Genomic DNA, 15,728 nt, shown 5'->3' with positions numbered 1-15,728 from the left:
AGATTGGCATCAATGGGGCCAGAGAAGAAAGCGTAAGATGTGGTATCAGTTCCAGTACCACCATCAATGGTGTCAAAACCAAAGCCACCATCGATGAAGTCATTACCTGCTCCACCGCTGAGAACATTATTGGCATTATTACCAACAATCGTATCGTTGCCAGCTGTACCGATTAAATTCTCAATGCTGACTAAGGTATCTGTGAGAGGAGAATTTCCCGGAAACTTAACTACACCACTAGAGAGATTGGCATCAATGGGGCCAGAGAAGAAAGCGTAAGATGTGGTATCAGTTCCAGTACCACCATCAATGGTGTCAAAGCCAAAACCACCATCTATGAAGTCATCGCCATTACTACCAAACAGTTTGTCATCACCATCCAAGCCTCTGAGGGTATCGTTGTCACTACTGCCAAAGATAACATCATTGCCATTAGTTCCGGAAAAATTAATTGCCATGAGAGTTTATCCTGAATAAAGAGTAATTGTTAATATCAGGACTTACAATTTGCCAAAAAGACAATTATATGTATGAAAAAGCTGTAATTTTCTTTTCCGTTCTACTTCTGTGACTACGATATTTCCTGTTGAGCTAACAACTAAAAAATAAGTTGAGTCAGCTAGCCAGGAATAGATTGTGATGGAAACTACATTTCCAACTTGGAAATAGGAACAAGGGAAAAACTCACTAACATTACAATAAGTGCTAATTCATATAACTGTCCATTTGTACAGCGTGTAAGTTTTAGATATAAGACTGTTAAGCGTCCGAATCGCGCTTGACATCATCATATTAAGTAATCAGTGTAGTTACGCAAGATTACGGAAAAAAGAAAAAACTTTATGCAGCTAGCTCCCCTCTTCCCAATTTTCTACCGCATTCTCCAGCCAAGTTTTCCTAACTGCCTTTGGGCTGGAAATCCAGGTTCTAAAGCGATCGCACTCACATTTGATGATGGGCCACATCCGCAATACACACCCGAAGTCTTGGCAGTGTTAGATCGTTACAAGATTACAGCGAGTTTTTTTTGGTTGGGTGTTTGCGTCAACCGTTCACCAGCTATTGCTAAAGCCGTTAGCGATCGCGGACACTGGATCGGATTGCATGGCTACGATCACCGCTCTTTTCCCATGCTTTCCCCAAATGACTTGAAGGACAGTTTAGAAAAAACCCAAGCTGCCATTTACAATGCCTGCAACCTGCAACCTCAACAAGTGCGAGATGTCCGCCCGCCTAATGGTTTCTTTACACCTGCTACTTTAAAATTGTTTTCTCAGTGTAATTACCGGCCAGTTATGTGGAGCGTTGTACCAGAAGACTGGGTGCGTCCAGGTGTAACTACTGTGGTAGAGCGAATTATGCAGCAGGTCAAAAATGGTTCAATAATTGTTTTGCACGATGGTGCTTGCGGTGGAGAAGATGTTGCTGCGACAATTCAAATTCTCATTCCACAACTGCTACAACAAGGCTATAAGTTTGTAACTGTTGATACTCTGTGGCAACAAACTCAGGCTAACTAAAGTAACGTGAGTGCGACAAGCCCTTTTTTGACCTCTCCCCCAACCCCTCTCCGACACGGAGAGGGGAGCCAAAACCCTAATTTTTCATTGCTCCTTCCTTTCCCCGTGGGAGAGGTTCATCGAACTCACGTTAAAGTATTAGCCTGTCAAGTTAAATAAAAATATGGTACTGGCGTGTTTAGTACTCAAACTTAGCGATCGCTTATTTACATATTTTGCATAGCAAATGTTTATCTGCGATTACGACATTGTAGTGGATAGCGCTTACCCCGCCATGTCGTCCAACCATCTGCTATTTTAGTACGACTGTTATATTTGAGATACCAGTTATCTTGTTCTGCACCTAAATAACGAATACCTAAATCCTGTTTTTGTCTGCTGGAAAAACGTTTTCCTAAAGGAACCCACGCACTACCGTTATCACTAAACCGCCCGACGAGACGGACACCAGAAGTAGTAGAGCAAACATCACCGTTACAACTAGTTTGTGGGTCATCGACTACTTTCCACTGCATTTTTGCTGGTCTACCGTCAATATTACAATCCCAGAGACCAAAGAACCACTCACCAGCAATTTGACTGGCTTTAACATGACTAGATGCCAATACCAAACTTGCAGGAACAATCGCCAAGCCCAAAAGCCATTTTGTGATGTTTTTCATAATGCTTCACCAATTCCTTAAGCTAATCTATGCTTTCTATTCACTTACACTTTCTATTCACTTATAGATATCAGTATTACTATTTATGCAGATCGTGAAAGTGTAAAGATTCAATGTTTTTTGTGCATAGACTGCGACACCTTCCTGTTTGTACAACTGAACGGATTAATCAATTACAAACGGGTGAACTGTTATACAGCAGATTTCAAGGAAAGTGAGGTACACAACGATTCGTCTGTTACGCAGGTATAAAGCGTGTTTTACTCCGTAATTCTGAATTATCCAGTATTTATCTAACTAATCTCAAAATCTATCTGACCTGAGTGCATTGCTCTCATACACTGAGGATAATTCAGAACTTCTAAAAGTAAAAATTGAATGCATTAACCTAATATCAAAACTTCTCCAACTGCGTTTATTGTTTAATATGACCGCAGAATGGTATGAAGATTTTTTTACATTTTCTAGTCGGGAGTATCAGCTACTAAATGCTGATATCCCAGTGGCTTATGCTAGTTCCTAGAGTTGATGTGTGGCGAGAAAAGCTTCGACTTCAGCAGCAGTAGGTTGAGAAGCGATCGCACCTGGTTTAATAGTAGTCAGTGCCCCAACAGCGCTGGCATAAGTGACAATGCGTTTTGCTGTTTCTGCATCCCGCAAGCTGTGGATACCATACTTACTCAGTTGATGGATGAATCCTGCTAAAAAGCTATCTCCTGCACCAGTTGTATCAACTACGGGGATAGAAAACGAGGGTAATTTGCCTTCGTTCTCACCCAGACAATAAGTGCAGCCGTTTTCCCCATCTGTCACCAGTACCCCCTCAATCGAAGCTAGACGGTAAGTAATGGCTCCGGGATCTGCGGTTTCAAATAGCCATTCAGCTTCTTCTTTGGAGAGTTTGAGGAAATCAACTCGCTTAAATAATTCTGGAATTTTTTGATGGGCGATGTTTGGCTCTTTCCAAAATACAGGACGCCAGTTAACATCTAGCACAATTTTTAAGTCGTAATGTTCTGCTAATTCTAGAGCGCGGTGAATTGCCGCTTCACTTTCAGGATAGGCTAATTCCAAAGTACCCAAAACCAGAAAATCTGCTTCTTGAAACAGCGAATCTGACAATTGTTTAGCTTGCAGGCGAGTATCGGCAAATTCTGCGGTATCGTACTGACCAAATCCGGCAAAGGTGCGATCGCCAGCCAGATCCCGTGTAACATAAACTTGCCGCGTTGGTGCTGTGGGATGGCGTTGTACTCCCGTAGTCTCTACACCTACATCTTGTAATAGCTTGACCAGTGCATTTCCTGGCTCATCTTCGCCAACAGCACCGATAAATCCTGCTGACATTCCCAGCTTGACTAAAGCACAGGCTACATTAGCTGGTGCCCCTCCTGGGTAGGGAGTCCAAGATTTCACTTCTTCCAGCTTTAGCCCTAATTGATCGGCTAAACAATCAAACAAAATTTCACCAAGGCACAAAACACGGGGATTGCTCATCTCATTTTCAATTTTAGATTTTGATGTAGGATTATGAATTTACAGTATAAAATCTACAATAGTTTTTGCTAATCTGTCGCCAGTCCTTCATAGAATTAAATAGCAATTTTTACTACTCTTATAGCGTGTATGTGCTTCTAATCTCGCTTACTTGATCTCAGTGCTTAGACAATATATTTATCAAAATAAGCTATATTTATTACATGATATTTCGCGTGGTTTATATTTTTAGCAACTTGAAATCCAAAGAAAATATTGACAATCATATTACTGCTAACACTTGAAACCCCTACCAAGAAAAGAATCTTCTAGAATTAGAAAGAGCGATTAAGTACATATACCAAGGGAGGATAGAAATAGTCATGGCTGGTGGCAAGTCTGAGACCCCCGTTAGTCTGTCAGACAGAGAACTGCAAATTATCGACTTAGTAGCCGCTGGCTTAACTAACCAAGAGATTGCAGCAAAACTGGAGATTAGCAAGCGTACAGTTGATAACCATATCAGTAATATTCTCACTAAGACTGAGACAGATAATCGAGTAGCCCTTGTCCGCTGGGCTTTACAGTGGGGCAAAGTCTGTTTGAATGATGTCAATTGCTGTACTCTGCCTAACCAGATTGAATAAACAATTTACTAGTAGAAGCTTAATTGCTTTGGTCTAGTAAATTACAAGCCAATTTTGAGTTGTACTGATTGTTCCTCTCCTTACGCCTAAGTTTTCAGTGTGAACACTCTACCAAAAGTTCCGAGTCCTTCACTCAGCCGGAGTTTATGTAAGTGGAGCCAGCTGACCCTCGGACTCGGAAACTAAAAAGATCAGTCAGAATTCCTTTCCAAATTCAACAGAACAGATATAGGATTAAAGATTGGGGACTGGGGACTGGGGACTGGGGACTGGGGACTGGGGACTGGGGACTGGGGACTGGGAAGAAGCATCTACAATGCCCAATGCCCCATGCCCCATGCCCAATACCCTAACTAAACAATCATCTACAAAAATTAGCAACAATTCAGTGGTGCAAGCGTTACATTTGAAAGAAATCTATGTTGCCCCATCGGCTTTGGGAGTAGTGTTCCAATGAATACTTCCGCTTCTTTTCAGGGTAGCTCGTCTCCCTTTGAATTTTTTAACTTGAATTTTACGATACCTGTATCTGAGAAGGTTCCGAGTCTGGAAGACCAATCTTCAGACTTTCCGCAACCCACACAAGATGCCGACTTACTCAGACAGCTATCGTTTATTCCAGGGTTAAAAGAAATTTTGATGCTGCGGCAGGTTCATGCTTTAGAACATGCTACTGTTTGGGTTCTTAGCGAATCAAAAAGCGCCTATTCTGCTCCAGCAGAATCCACTAATGTTCAACTAGATAATGAACTATTAGGCGGTTTATCTACTGAGCAGGGATTCTACCTCTATGGTGAAGTAAATATTAGTGATTTGCGGCGTGCAGTCACACTTGCTCGACATCGCATCACCAGTGGAGAATGGGATTTGGCTGTACATCCCCGTTGTGGCACAAATTTGTCAGTAGCAATGTTCTTAACAGCTGGATTAGCTGTGGGTGTGCATCTGTTGCTACCATTTCGACCAATTGAGCAACTTATAGGTTTAGGATTAGCAGCGACGACAGCCGCAGAACTCGCACCTGATTTAGGTTCCATAGTGCAGCGTTACCTAACAACTGCCATTCCTTTTAACCTAGCAATTGAAAATATTACCCGTACACGCGATGTTTGGGGGCGTGAAGCACATTTTGTTAAAGTGGGCTGGCAAGAATGAAGAGAGCAAGAAGCACAAAGGCAGGGAGCAGAGGGGAAAAGAAGTAATTTTTCTTCTCTCCTTAATGCCCAATGCCCAAGCCCAATGCCCAATGCCCAATGCCTTAAAAAAATTATGAGAAAACTTTACTTCTTACTTCCCGGTACAGATAGCAAATTTGCCTGTGGTGGTCTTTGGGCTGAGTTAAAAGCACTTAATCTAGCTCAGAATTTCTGTAGTGCTGATGTTGTAACTTACCGTCAACGCGAAAAAGATAAGCTTTTTATTGATGATTTGCTAAAAGAGAAAAATTTAAATGATGTAATTTTTGTAATCAGTTGGGGATTTGATATAGCTCAACTCGTGGCTAAACTTAAGCAATATAATGTCGTTTACCATGCACATAGTCCAGGTTATTCATTTAGGCTACCTGCAAGTATTCCAATCATGACTGTTAGCCGCTATACAATGGGATATTGGGGAGAAAAATCACCCAATTCTCTGATTTATTATTTGCCCAATCAAATTTCTGATGAGTTTCAAAATTTAGGTTTGGAACGGGATATTGATGTTTTAGTTCAAGCTCGGAAGTCTTCTGAGTATTTAATTAAAGAATTGATTCCGGCGTTGCAAAAACGTTGTAAAGTATTGGTTGTTGACTCATACATAGAGGATTTACCTGGACTATTTAACCGAGCTAAGGTTTACCTCTATGATTCGGCTGAGTACTGGGCACAACAGGGTGTTAGTGAAGGATTTGGTCTACAACCAATGGAAGCTCTTGCTTGTGGCTGTCAAGTATTTTCTAGTGTTAACGGTGGACTAGCTGATTATTTAGACCCTGGATTTAATTGCTATAAAATTGCTGGATATTCCCAAGAATATGATGTGCAACGGATTCTGAAAGTAATTGAATCTTCAGTAGCTTTTAGTTTATCTGAAGATTTTTGGGTTGAGCATCGTACTGAAAATATTATTAAGCGTTTCCAAGTTATTTTGGATGAGTTAAATGAGTTTTTTGACCATAAAATACAGCAGCCATCTAATATTAAGAGTTTGACTAAAATACGGATGGCGAAATTACTCGCTCAGAAGATATATGGTAAATTGAGGAAGAAATATTTTAAGTCATAGAAACGAACCGCAGAGACACTGAAAACACAGAGAAAAGAGAGGAAATTGAATGAGTCGGCGGTTATTAGTTACTGGGGGTGCAGGGTTTATTGGGGCAAATTTTGTGCATCATTGGTGTCAGGTTTATCCAAACGATCGCGTGGTGGTGTTGGATGCTCTGACATACGCGGGGAATCGTCTGAATTTGGCGCCCTTTGAGGGAAGAGAGAATTTTCGGTTTGTGCAGGGAGATATTTGCGATCGCACCATCATAGACAACCTATTAGCAACGGAAAATATTGATACCATCGCCCATTTTGCCGCTGAATCTCATGTCGATCGTTCGATTCTTGGCCCAGCCGCTTTTGTGCAAACTAATGTGGTGGGAACTTTCACCCTACTAGAAGCTTTTCGGCAACATTGGGAAGCGAAAGCACAACCATCTGATTATCGTTTCTTACACGTTTCTACTGATGAAGTCTACGGTAGCCTGGGCGCAGATGACCCAGCTTTTTGTGAAACGACACCCTACGCTCCTAATAGTCCCTATTCAGCTTCCAAAGCGGGTAGCGATCATTTAGTCCGTGCTTATTATCATACTTATCAACTTCCAACCATTATCACAAATTGTTCTAATAATTACGGGCCTTATCAGTTTCCCGAAAAACTCATTCCCCTAATGTGTATCAACACTTTGATCGGGAAACCATTACCTGTTTATGGTGATGGTAAAAATGTACGGGATTGGCTTTATGTGGGCGATCATTGCCGTGCTTTAGATGTAGTAATCAATCATGGTCAACCAGGAGAAACATACAATATTGGTGGCAATAATGAGGTGGAAAATATTAACCTCGTGCAACTTTTATGTCAAATGATGGATGAATTAGCACCTGATTTACCAGTATATCCAGCCAAGCAGTTGATTACTTTTGTTAAGGATAGACAGGGACACGACAGGAGATATGCAATTAATGCAAACAAAATTAAAACTCAGCTTGGTTGGACGCCTTCAGTAACAATTGCTGAGGGTTTACGTTTAACAGTTGAATGGTATCTCAATCATCGTGATTGGTGGGAACCTCTGCTGTCTGCGGAATATCAAGCTTACTATCGCAAAAATTATCTGTAGAATGACCTAAAATTGGGCTAACTTTAACGAGTAATGGTCTCAAATTTTTATGGGGAACTAATTTGTCATAATGTAAGCGACCAAGAATTATGCCTGGATGTCTATTTTGATTGTGAGCAAATTCTTCAATCCCTTTCCGAGAAAAGACTTTTTTACTTGTAATAATAAATTCATTTAATGTCTGAGGATTTATTAACCAGTCAGCGGCTTTTTCGTTAGCTGCTCTTTCCTCATCATTCTCTTCTAACGCATCCAAATTATCTAAATAAGCTCCTTGATGTCCTAAAACAATATGTGCTAACTCATGCATGAGGGTGAACCAGAATGAATCTATCCGGTCATATCTCAATGTCAACGCGATAACGGGATTGCTGTTTAAATATAAGGCTGCACCATCCAAGTAGGTTTTGCTTAAATGCGACACAATTATAAAATGTACACCTAAATCTGCCAGCAATTTAGGAATCTGCACAATACTTTCTACTTGTTTCGCACAAGCAAGAATTTTAGGGATAGCAGTCTCAAGTTTTTTGCGTTCAAAACTAGCAACTGCTTGTTGTTTCGCTAGGTTCTCAACTTGTTTTACCCAAGCTATGCGAGAAGTTTCCTCTGGCTCTCGATGCTCGGAACAACAAAAATTAACATCTAGCTGGAGTATTTCATCTAAAGATGATATGCCGAAAAAATCACATACTTGCCGTTCTAAGTCATCAATTGAATCTGCTGCTTGAATCCACTTATTTTTGATTAGTTCAGAGATGGGAGCAATTGTATACAATCGACTTTTACGAGCTATATCTTGCTCTTTTTTTTCTTTTCCTACTAGATGAAGCCGATACTTTGCTTCAAGATTTGTCCAGAACTCTGGAGAAGTACCCAAGGCTTGAGAGAGTTCGATAGCTGTTTCAGGTGTAATTTGCTTGCTTCCCCGAATGATTTCATTGATGGTTTGAACTGGACGCCCCATAATTTCTGCTAAATCTTTCTGTGTCCAGCCACGGGCTTCTAATTCTCGACTTAAAATTTTTCCTGGTGTTGGTACTCTTGCTGGTGCTAGCTTCTGGCTCATATTGCTGTCTCCCCTGCTGACGAAAGTTAGTGGTAGTCTTCGATATCGATTATTGTGAGATAATTTCCCTGCTCATCCTCATCCACTGTCACAATTAGACGCCACTGATTATTCAAACGTAGAGAACGCTGTCCTTGTTTTCCTCGTTTTCCTGATAACTTCTCAAATCTCAATCCTTTTTGAGCATATAAATCTCGCTCGTCTACAGCAGCATCAATAATCGCCATGACTTCAAAAAAGTCATCAACCACACCTGGGTATTTATGAGCATCTTTTTCTGCTATGTAAAGTGCTTCGAGTTTCTTTTTTTTAAACTGAAAACGCAAAGCTTCCCCCAAGTTAAATACACTGGATTCTGCATTGTATAACAGTTGGCTTCAGCCTTGGGGTGAATGACTGATATTTTAATTATAAATCTTATTGTGACAAGAGATTTAAGCAGTTTGTAAAGTTTGTTAGATAATCTTGAAAGTTAAGGCAAACCTATTCTGTAAAGGACTTTGCTATTTTCCTCCAACAACATATCTTGCTTGAGCTTGATCGTCTTCCTATCACTGTTTACAGTACAATTGTACTATACAGTCTAACTAAAGGCAAGTTATGCAAAGCGTCTTGTCCATCCCAGTTACACAAATCAAATGCACAACAGCTTACTAAGACAGAAAGGGATTGCTGCCACAGTTTCTGTAGATAATGACTATCCTTAAATATAAGGGAATCAGATCAACGTAAATTGCCAGCAGGTGTTAAGATGCTGCAACCAGAACAAATATTACAAGATCGTTATCAAATCCAGCGCCAACTCGGCAACAATGGAATTCGTCAAACTTGGCAAGCATTGGATTTACAAGCCTCTGATGGCGAAAATTCGACCGTTGTGGTCAAACTTTTGTCCTTTGGCGGTACTGTGCAGTGGGATGACCTGAAACTTTTTGAGAGGGAAGCACAAATCCTTAAACAGCTAAATCATCCCCGCATCCCTCAATATATAGATTATTTTTGTATCGACGATCGCACCCTCTGGTTCGCCTTAATACAAGAATATATCCCTGGTGAGTCGCTTAAGGATAAACTTGCTATTGGCAAAAGGTTTAGTGAAAAGCGAGCCAAAAAAATTGCTGTTGAAGTTTTAAATATTCTCATCTATCTACATGAGTTGAATCCTGGAGTGTTACATAGAGATATTAAACCGAGTAATTTAATCTGGGGCGAAGATAATCAGATTTATTTAGTTGATTTTGGTGCAGTTCAGGATAAAGCGGCAAAAGAGGGCGTTACTTTTACCGTTGTCGGTACTTATGGTTATGCCCCAATGGAGCAATTTGGTGGTCGAGCAGTTGCGGCTTCAGACTTATATGCACTGGGAGCGACTTTGATTCATTTGCTTACTGGAACTTCCCCCTCTGATTTACCCCAGCAGGATTTGCGACTGCAATTTACAGACCGAGTTAACCTCAGTCCCAGTTTTGTCAGTTGGCTACAAAAGTTGATAGAACCCGCTCCCGAACAAAGATTTACTAGTGCTAGCGTTGCACTGAATGCCCTCAAATCGGGACTGACTGTCAAATCTGCAAACAGGAATCAACTTTTGCCGCTAAGAGAAATCATCAACAATTCTGGATGCGGGATTAATAATCACAATGAAACAGTTCCAGAGGAAATTCTTGGTTGGAATTGGGGCGCATTTCTGATGCCTTGGTTGTGGATGTGGCCGAATCAAGTGTGGTATGGTCTATTCTGTTTTGTACCTAATGCTTGGTGGGTAATGGCGATCGCACTTGGTGCAAAAGGCAATGAATGGGCTTGGAAAAGTAGACGGTGGCGCAGTATTGAACAATTCAAAGCCCATCAGAGAGGTTGGGCGATCGCTGGTATTCTAATTGGAGCGCCCATTAGTATTATGTTGTGGGTGCGAGCGATCGCTTTGCTCAAAGCTGCATTTTAGTGGGGCATTGGGCATTGGGCATTGGGCACAAGAAAGAAGCAGAGGGGATGGGGGGCTGAGGGGAAAACTTACTGTAACTTCTCCCCTGCTCCCCTGCTTCCTTCTAACTACTAACTTGTGATTCAACTACACCCACAGGACAAGAAACATTTGTCCCTCCCAAACCACAATACCCGTTAGGATTTTTAGCCAGGTATTGCTGATGGTAAGCTTCAGCGTAGTAGAATTCCGGCGCATCCAAGATTTCTGTAGTAATCTTGCCATAACCTGCGCTGTTGAGGGCTTGCTGATAAGCTTCCCGCGATGCTTCTGCTTGCTGCTTTTGATTTTCGGAATATACATAAATTCCCGAACGGTATTGAGTGCCAGCATCATTTCCTTGACGCATTCCTTGGGTGGGATTGTGGCTTTCCCAAAAGACTTTGAGCAGTTCGGCATAACTAATCACTTTGGGATCGAACACAACCAACACCACTTCATTGTGACCGGTTCGCCCACTACAGACCTCTTCATAAGTGGGGTTGGGTGTTAAACCAGCAGCGTAACCGACTGCGGTGGTGTAAACTCCTTTAAGTTGCCAGAATTTGCGTTCTGCACCCCAAAAACAGCCCAAGCCAAAGATTGCCTTCTCTAATCCATCGGGAAAAGGAGGTTTTAAGGGATTCTTGTTGACATAATGAGCTGCGGGTACTGACATAGATTGTGCCCTTCCTGACAAAGCTTCTTCAGGTGTGGGCATAACTGCCTTTTTGCCAAATCCGAATAGTGCCATTGATTTTGATGATATATATCTTTACCTTATTTACTATTGTAGGACTTACGCAGAAGAGATCCCCCAACCCCCTTAAAAAGGGGGCTTTTAAGATTCCCCCCTTTTTAAGGGGGGCTAGGGGGGATCAAGCTTTCAAGTTTTCAGTGCGTAAGTCCTGTATTGTAAAGATTCTGGCATCGCTTGGGTTTTCTCAGAGTCTCTCTGCAAGGTGTTGACCTTTACAAAAACAGTTCTGAAATCAAGCTCTTGCCTTCAGCGCCTGTTTTGCAATACTACTAACCCTAGAGTCAGAATCATTGCTTAACCGCTCCAAAATTGAAATCGGTATATTGACGTTTTTGGCAATTTTTGCACGAAGATCGGTGCGTGAATGAACTGCGAATTGTTCTAGCAAATGGACAGGAGTATTGGGATGAGAAGCAATATCATGTAGACCATCGATCGTATTTGGATGCTGCGTTTGGTTGATTTTTAGATAAAGCTTCTCCAGCGCATCTGAAGGTGTATTGGGGTTTTTAGCGAGATTTATGAGAAAGTGAATGTGTGAGCTAGATTGGTTTTGATAGTCTGTAAGTGCAAGCAGGATAGTGGGTGGTGTTTTCAAAGACGATGCGATCGCGCTTACTACATCATATTTATTCATTTGCAACAGATTTTCTAACACTTTTGGAGTAATGTCAGAACGTCTCACCAATCGAACTGCACTTTCTTCATACCTGGCTCGATTTGATGGCGAGACTCGTTGATGTTGCTTAACCAAGAACTCTGCAAAAAACTCTAGAACGGTAGAGTTTGCATTGGGATGGTTTGCGGCTTTGAAGGGTACATCTTCATCTGTATCCTGCGCGAGTTTTTCTAAAACCTTTGCAGGAGTTAAGGGATGAGCAGCAACCAATCGCCGGACAGAGGCTCGTCGATCGCTGGCTAACTGCTCTAGCAAGTCGATGGATGTTCCAGGTTTTCCCTCGATAAAATTGATGATGGCGATCGCAGTTTCGGAAACATTTGGATGGTTCTTGACCAGATCGCGAATTTCTTTCTCATTTTCTCCCGCTAGTTTTTCCAAGATTGCGCTTGATGCTTGAGGATTTCGAGCAATTGCTTCATGCATACTTCTCCAATCTGCAAACTTATTTAGCAGGGATAAGGGTGTTTTGGGGTTCTCAGCGATCGCCATTTTCACATAACTGCTTCCATCCTCGGCTAGTTGAAGCAATAACGATTCAGAAGTGTTGGGATTTTGAGCGATCGCGGTAAAAAGTTCATCGAAATCAGATTCATCAGCATTCTCGTCATCGCAGAAAAGAGGCGGGTTTTCTACAAGTTCTTCCAGAATCTCAAGAGATGTCTTTGGATTTCTAGCCACAGCAAGAAGAATTTCCTTATCCTCGATTTTAGATAACTGAGCGATCGCACTTTCACTAGTTGTTGTGCTACGCGCTAAAGAGAGTCTAACGAAATGACTCTCAGGATTTTCCAACAGCAAAAGATTAAAAATCGGGTTCGCCGTAATTGCGTCTGGAAACTCCTTACCTAATTTCAGCAACACTTTCGTGGGCGTATTCGGATTTTTAGCTACAGCCTCACGAACTTCTGGCTGAGGATGTAAAGATAGCTCCTCAAGCACCACAACCGAAGTGTCAACAGCCGAGGCTAATGCAAAATCGTTGTCATCAAGCATAGTCAAGAATTTTCTAGATATAGAATGAGTTTTCCCAAAATCTAAGGACACTTTTAGATTAGACTTTTACGAAACTTCATCAATATTACGAATACTTTTCAAGAGGAACTTGGTGTTAAAAACTACTCATGAATAAAATACCGAAAATTGACCGCCAAAGGGAGCATCAAGCGAACGAACGTACATTTCTGGCTTGGCTACGCACTTCGATTGCATTGATTGGCTTTGGTTTTGCGATCGCGCGATTTGGTATATTTCTGCGTCAGTTGAATATTACTATTACTCAACAAGAACCTCCAGTAAGTCCATTATCTAGCTCGGAAAATTTGGGTATTGCTTTGGTAATTTTTGGAATTTCGACTATTGCCTTAGCTGCATGGCGATACAACCAAGTTTTCTGGCAAATTGAAACAGGGAACTATAGACCAAATAGGTTAATGGTTTGGATCATGGCTGGAGTTGTAATTATTTTGGGATTTTTCTGTATTCCTTTGCTTTTATGGCGGGATAAAGTACCTTCTCGTTCTCCGCTTCCCATTCAACCACAGTCCCGAAATTTGCATTAAATACAGCAGGAGTCAGAATAAGTAGATCGGTGTAAATAATTATTGTTGGGATAAGGTAAAGGGCAGGGGGAGAAAGAGTTTGAGGCTTCTTTACTTTTCTTTACACAGTTTGGTTTTTTTGCACCGACTTACTTAAACTTTTTATATGGAGGCATTTTATGTAACTTTTTTGCCGATTCTCAATAATCTTAGGTAGGCGTAGCCCAACCCAGGTATCGCTCTATGTCTGCCCAATTTATCGCACTTCATATCTAGCAAGCTTTTAGGCTTTTTGTAATCGTCGCTTTCACCTTGGGCTGAATCGTCATACACTGATTTTGAACTAATGAAACCGGTTGCCCTCAAAGAAACGATGAGCGAAAGTAAGATATCAGAAATATTAGAAACCTTCGAGGCAGACTTGCTGTCGGAGTGGACTCAGGAACTAGCTATTGTCAATATTCGCAGAGGCTTGATTAAAGAAGCCCATCTAAAAGAGGAGTGCCGGGAATTCCTGAGTTTGTTTCGGATTGCCGTTGGGCGGGGCAATACCAATATTCAGGCAGGGGAGTGGCAGGAGATGCGGGAGATGCTCAACAGCATTTCTCGATCGCGATCGCAAAATGGTTTCACACCCTCAGAAACGGCTACATTCGTCTTTTCGTTCAAGAAACCCCTCTTCAAACGAATGCGTCAGCAATTCAAAGACCCGATTGAATTGGGTGAAAATATCTGGTTAGCCACAAACTTATTGGATCGGCTAGGATTGCTGACAATTGAAGTCTATCAAAAGACGCGAGAAGAAGTGATTTTACGGCAGCAAGAAGAGTTGATGGAGCTGTCTACCCCCGTCGTTAAACTCTGGGAGGGAATTTTGGCATTGCCGATAATCGGTACCCTGGATAGTGCCCGGACTCAACTGATGATGGAATCGTTATTGCAGAAGATTGTCGAAACTAGTTCCGAAGTTGCCATCATTGACATTACCGGGGTTCCTACTGTCGATACCCTGACCGCTCAACATTTGCTCAAAACCGTTACTGCTGCCCGTCTCATGGGAGCTGATTGTATGATCAGTGGCATTCGTCCTCAAATTGCCCAAACAATCGTTTATCTCGGCATTGATTTGACAAATATAGTCACCAAAGCAACGTTAGCCGATGCCTTTCTCACGGCGCTAAAACGTTTAGGAACGACCATTACCCGCCCTCAATCTAAATAGGTAGGAAGCAATGGAACGCATTCCTATACTTAAAATGGGCAATTTCCTGCTTGTGACGATTCAGGTAGATATGCACGATCGCCTCGCCACAACGCTACAAGAAGACTTGACCAACCGGATCGCCCAAACTCACGCTCGCGGTGTGCTGATCGATATTTCGGGATTAGAGATTGTTGATTCCTTCATTGGTAGGGTTTTAGCCAACATTGCCAGAATGTCACGGGTGCTAGATGCTGAGACAGTTGTCGTTGGGATGCAGCCTGCTGTGGCAATCACCTTAGTGGAATTGGGGCTGTCGCTGACGGGGATTCGCACTGCCCTAAACGTCGAAAAGGGTATGGCATTGTTGCGATCGTCACTCAATGAAACCACAAATCAAATCACTGCCACTAAATGGCGTGCAGATGATCATGCAGAAGACTGAAACGATTAACATTCAATCTTCTACAGATGTAATTTTAGTTCGGCAGGCTGTGCGCAACCTTGCCGTAGAGATTGGCTTTGGCTTAGTAGACCAAACTAAAATTGTTACTGCCGCCAGTGAGTTAGCCCGCAATACCCTAGACTACGGGGGAGGCGGCACAGTCAAGCTAGAAACGCTTCAGGAAGGGCGACGACGAGGACTTCGGCTAACCTTTGAAGATCGGGGGCCGGGAATTTCCGATATCGAACTGGCACTAAAGGATGGGTTCACAACGGGCAACGGCTTAGGTATGGGGCTAGGTGGTGCTAAACGACTTGCCGACGAGTTTGATATTCAGTCTGTGGTGGGAGAAGGGACACGGATAATAATTGTACGATGGAAATAAA

17 protein-coding genes are annotated in these 15,728 nt (G+C 42.1%); 10 read left to right on the top strand and 7 right to left on the bottom strand.

Annotation, left to right across the window (positions count from 1 at the left end):
• A partial coding sequence (locus RMZ95_RS24795; RefSeq protein WP_409883709.1) for a calcium-binding protein occupies window positions 1-458 on the bottom strand: 458 nt, incomplete at its 3' end.
• 384 nt (window positions 459-842) lie between these two features.
• On the opposite strand from RMZ95_RS24795, the gene RMZ95_RS24790 reads away from it, so the two are divergent.
• Window positions 843-1,520: a polysaccharide deacetylase family protein gene (locus RMZ95_RS24790; protein WP_322686852.1), complete on the top strand. Its 678-nt coding sequence runs from the start codon at window positions 843-845 to the stop codon at window positions 1,518-1,520.
• 230 nt (window positions 1,521-1,750) lie between these two features.
• On the opposite strand, the gene RMZ95_RS24785 is transcribed toward RMZ95_RS24790, so the two are convergent.
• Together RMZ95_RS24785 and RMZ95_RS24780 are read right to left on the bottom strand one after the other, a co-directional pair.
• Window positions 1,751-2,182 (bottom strand): DUF6006 family protein, encoded by a 432-nt coding sequence (locus RMZ95_RS24785; RefSeq protein WP_292816760.1) that lies wholly within the window; start codon window positions 2,180-2,182, stop codon window positions 1,751-1,753.
• Window positions 2,183-2,701: 519 nt separating this feature from the next.
• Window positions 2,702-3,679 (bottom strand): carbohydrate kinase, encoded by a 978-nt coding sequence (locus RMZ95_RS24780; RefSeq protein WP_322671341.1) that lies wholly within the window; start codon window positions 3,677-3,679, stop codon window positions 2,702-2,704.
• A 362-nt stretch (window positions 3,680-4,041) separates the two neighbouring features.
• Here RMZ95_RS24780 and RMZ95_RS24775 point away from each other — a divergent pair, with 362 nt between their 5' ends.
• From RMZ95_RS24775 to rfbB, 4 genes are all read left to right on the top strand, one after another.
• Window positions 4,042-4,305, top strand: a complete 264-nt coding sequence (locus tag RMZ95_RS24775) for a helix-turn-helix domain-containing protein (RefSeq protein WP_292870113.1) — start codon at window positions 4,042-4,044, stop codon at window positions 4,303-4,305.
• A 453-nt stretch (window positions 4,306-4,758) separates the two neighbouring features.
• Complete coding sequence (locus RMZ95_RS24770) at window positions 4,759-5,460, top strand: DUF6391 domain-containing protein (RefSeq protein ID WP_322686854.1); 702 nt, start codon at window positions 4,759-4,761, stop codon at window positions 5,458-5,460.
• Window positions 5,461-5,574: 114 nt separating this feature from the next.
• Entirely contained in the window at window positions 5,575-6,573 is a 999-nt protein-coding gene (locus RMZ95_RS24765; protein ID WP_322686855.1) for a glycosyltransferase, read from the top strand.
• Window positions 6,574-6,622: 49 nt separating this feature from the next.
• Window positions 6,623-7,684: a dTDP-glucose 4,6-dehydratase gene (rfbB, locus tag RMZ95_RS24760; RefSeq protein ID WP_322686856.1), complete on the top strand. Its 1,062-nt coding sequence runs from the start codon at window positions 6,623-6,625 to the stop codon at window positions 7,682-7,684.
• Here the strand turns inward: rfbB and RMZ95_RS24755 are convergent.
• Both RMZ95_RS24755 and RMZ95_RS24750 read right to left on the bottom strand, forming a co-directional pair.
• On the bottom strand, window positions 7,611-8,753 hold the full coding sequence (locus RMZ95_RS24755) for a HigA family addiction module antitoxin (protein WP_322686857.1): 1,143 nt from the start codon (window positions 8,751-8,753) through the stop codon (window positions 7,611-7,613). The genes rfbB and RMZ95_RS24755 overlap by 74 nt on opposite strands.
• Window positions 8,754-8,779: 26 nt before the next feature.
• Window positions 8,780-9,079: a type II toxin-antitoxin system RelE/ParE family toxin gene (locus RMZ95_RS24750; protein ID WP_322686858.1), complete on the bottom strand. Its 300-nt coding sequence runs from the start codon at window positions 9,077-9,079 to the stop codon at window positions 8,780-8,782.
• A gap of 425 nt (window positions 9,080-9,504) precedes the next feature.
• Here RMZ95_RS24750 and RMZ95_RS24745 point away from each other — a divergent pair, with 425 nt between their 5' ends.
• Window positions 9,505-10,698, top strand: a complete 1,194-nt coding sequence (locus RMZ95_RS24745) for a serine/threonine-protein kinase (RefSeq protein WP_322686859.1) — start codon at window positions 9,505-9,507, stop codon at window positions 10,696-10,698.
• Window positions 10,699-10,801: 103 nt separating this feature from the next.
• Here RMZ95_RS24745 and msrA read toward each other — a convergent pair whose 3' ends face one another.
• Window positions 10,802-11,470, bottom strand: coding sequence for a peptide-methionine (S)-S-oxide reductase MsrA (gene msrA / locus RMZ95_RS24740; protein ID WP_322686860.1), 669 nt, complete (start codon window positions 11,468-11,470; stop codon window positions 10,802-10,804).
• Window positions 11,471-11,708: 238 nt separating this feature from the next.
• On the bottom strand, window positions 11,709-13,151 hold the full coding sequence (locus RMZ95_RS24735) for a hypothetical protein (RefSeq protein WP_322686861.1): 1,443 nt from the start codon (window positions 13,149-13,151) through the stop codon (window positions 11,709-11,711).
• 128 nt (window positions 13,152-13,279) lie between these two features.
• Here RMZ95_RS24735 and RMZ95_RS24730 point away from each other — a divergent pair, with 128 nt between their 5' ends.
• From RMZ95_RS24730 to RMZ95_RS24715, 4 genes are all read left to right on the top strand, one after another.
• Window positions 13,280-13,717, top strand: coding sequence for a YidH family protein (locus tag RMZ95_RS24730; protein WP_322686862.1), 438 nt, complete (start codon window positions 13,280-13,282; stop codon window positions 13,715-13,717).
• A gap of 325 nt (window positions 13,718-14,042) precedes the next feature.
• The gene (locus RMZ95_RS24725) at window positions 14,043-14,918 is read left to right on the top strand and encodes an STAS domain-containing protein (protein WP_322671332.1); all 876 of its coding nucleotides are present in this window, start codon (window positions 14,043-14,045) and stop codon (window positions 14,916-14,918) included.
• Between the two features lie 10 nt (window positions 14,919-14,928).
• Window positions 14,929-15,342: an STAS domain-containing protein gene (locus RMZ95_RS24720; RefSeq protein ID WP_322671331.1), complete on the top strand. Its 414-nt coding sequence runs from the start codon at window positions 14,929-14,931 to the stop codon at window positions 15,340-15,342.
• The gene (locus tag RMZ95_RS24715) at window positions 15,329-15,727 is read left to right on the top strand and encodes an anti-sigma regulatory factor (protein ID WP_322671330.1); all 399 of its coding nucleotides are present in this window, start codon (window positions 15,329-15,331) and stop codon (window positions 15,725-15,727) included. The genes RMZ95_RS24720 and RMZ95_RS24715 overlap by 14 nt, the downstream gene beginning before the upstream one ends.
• Window position 15,728 lies beyond the last annotated feature (1 nt).

This window comes from Nostoc sp. DedQUE07 (genome assembly GCF_034530975.2).
In the GTDB taxonomy this organism is placed as follows: Bacteria; Cyanobacteriota; Cyanobacteriia; order Cyanobacteriales; family Nostocaceae; genus Nostoc.
This window is presented reverse-complemented; position numbering and strand designations above follow the sequence as displayed.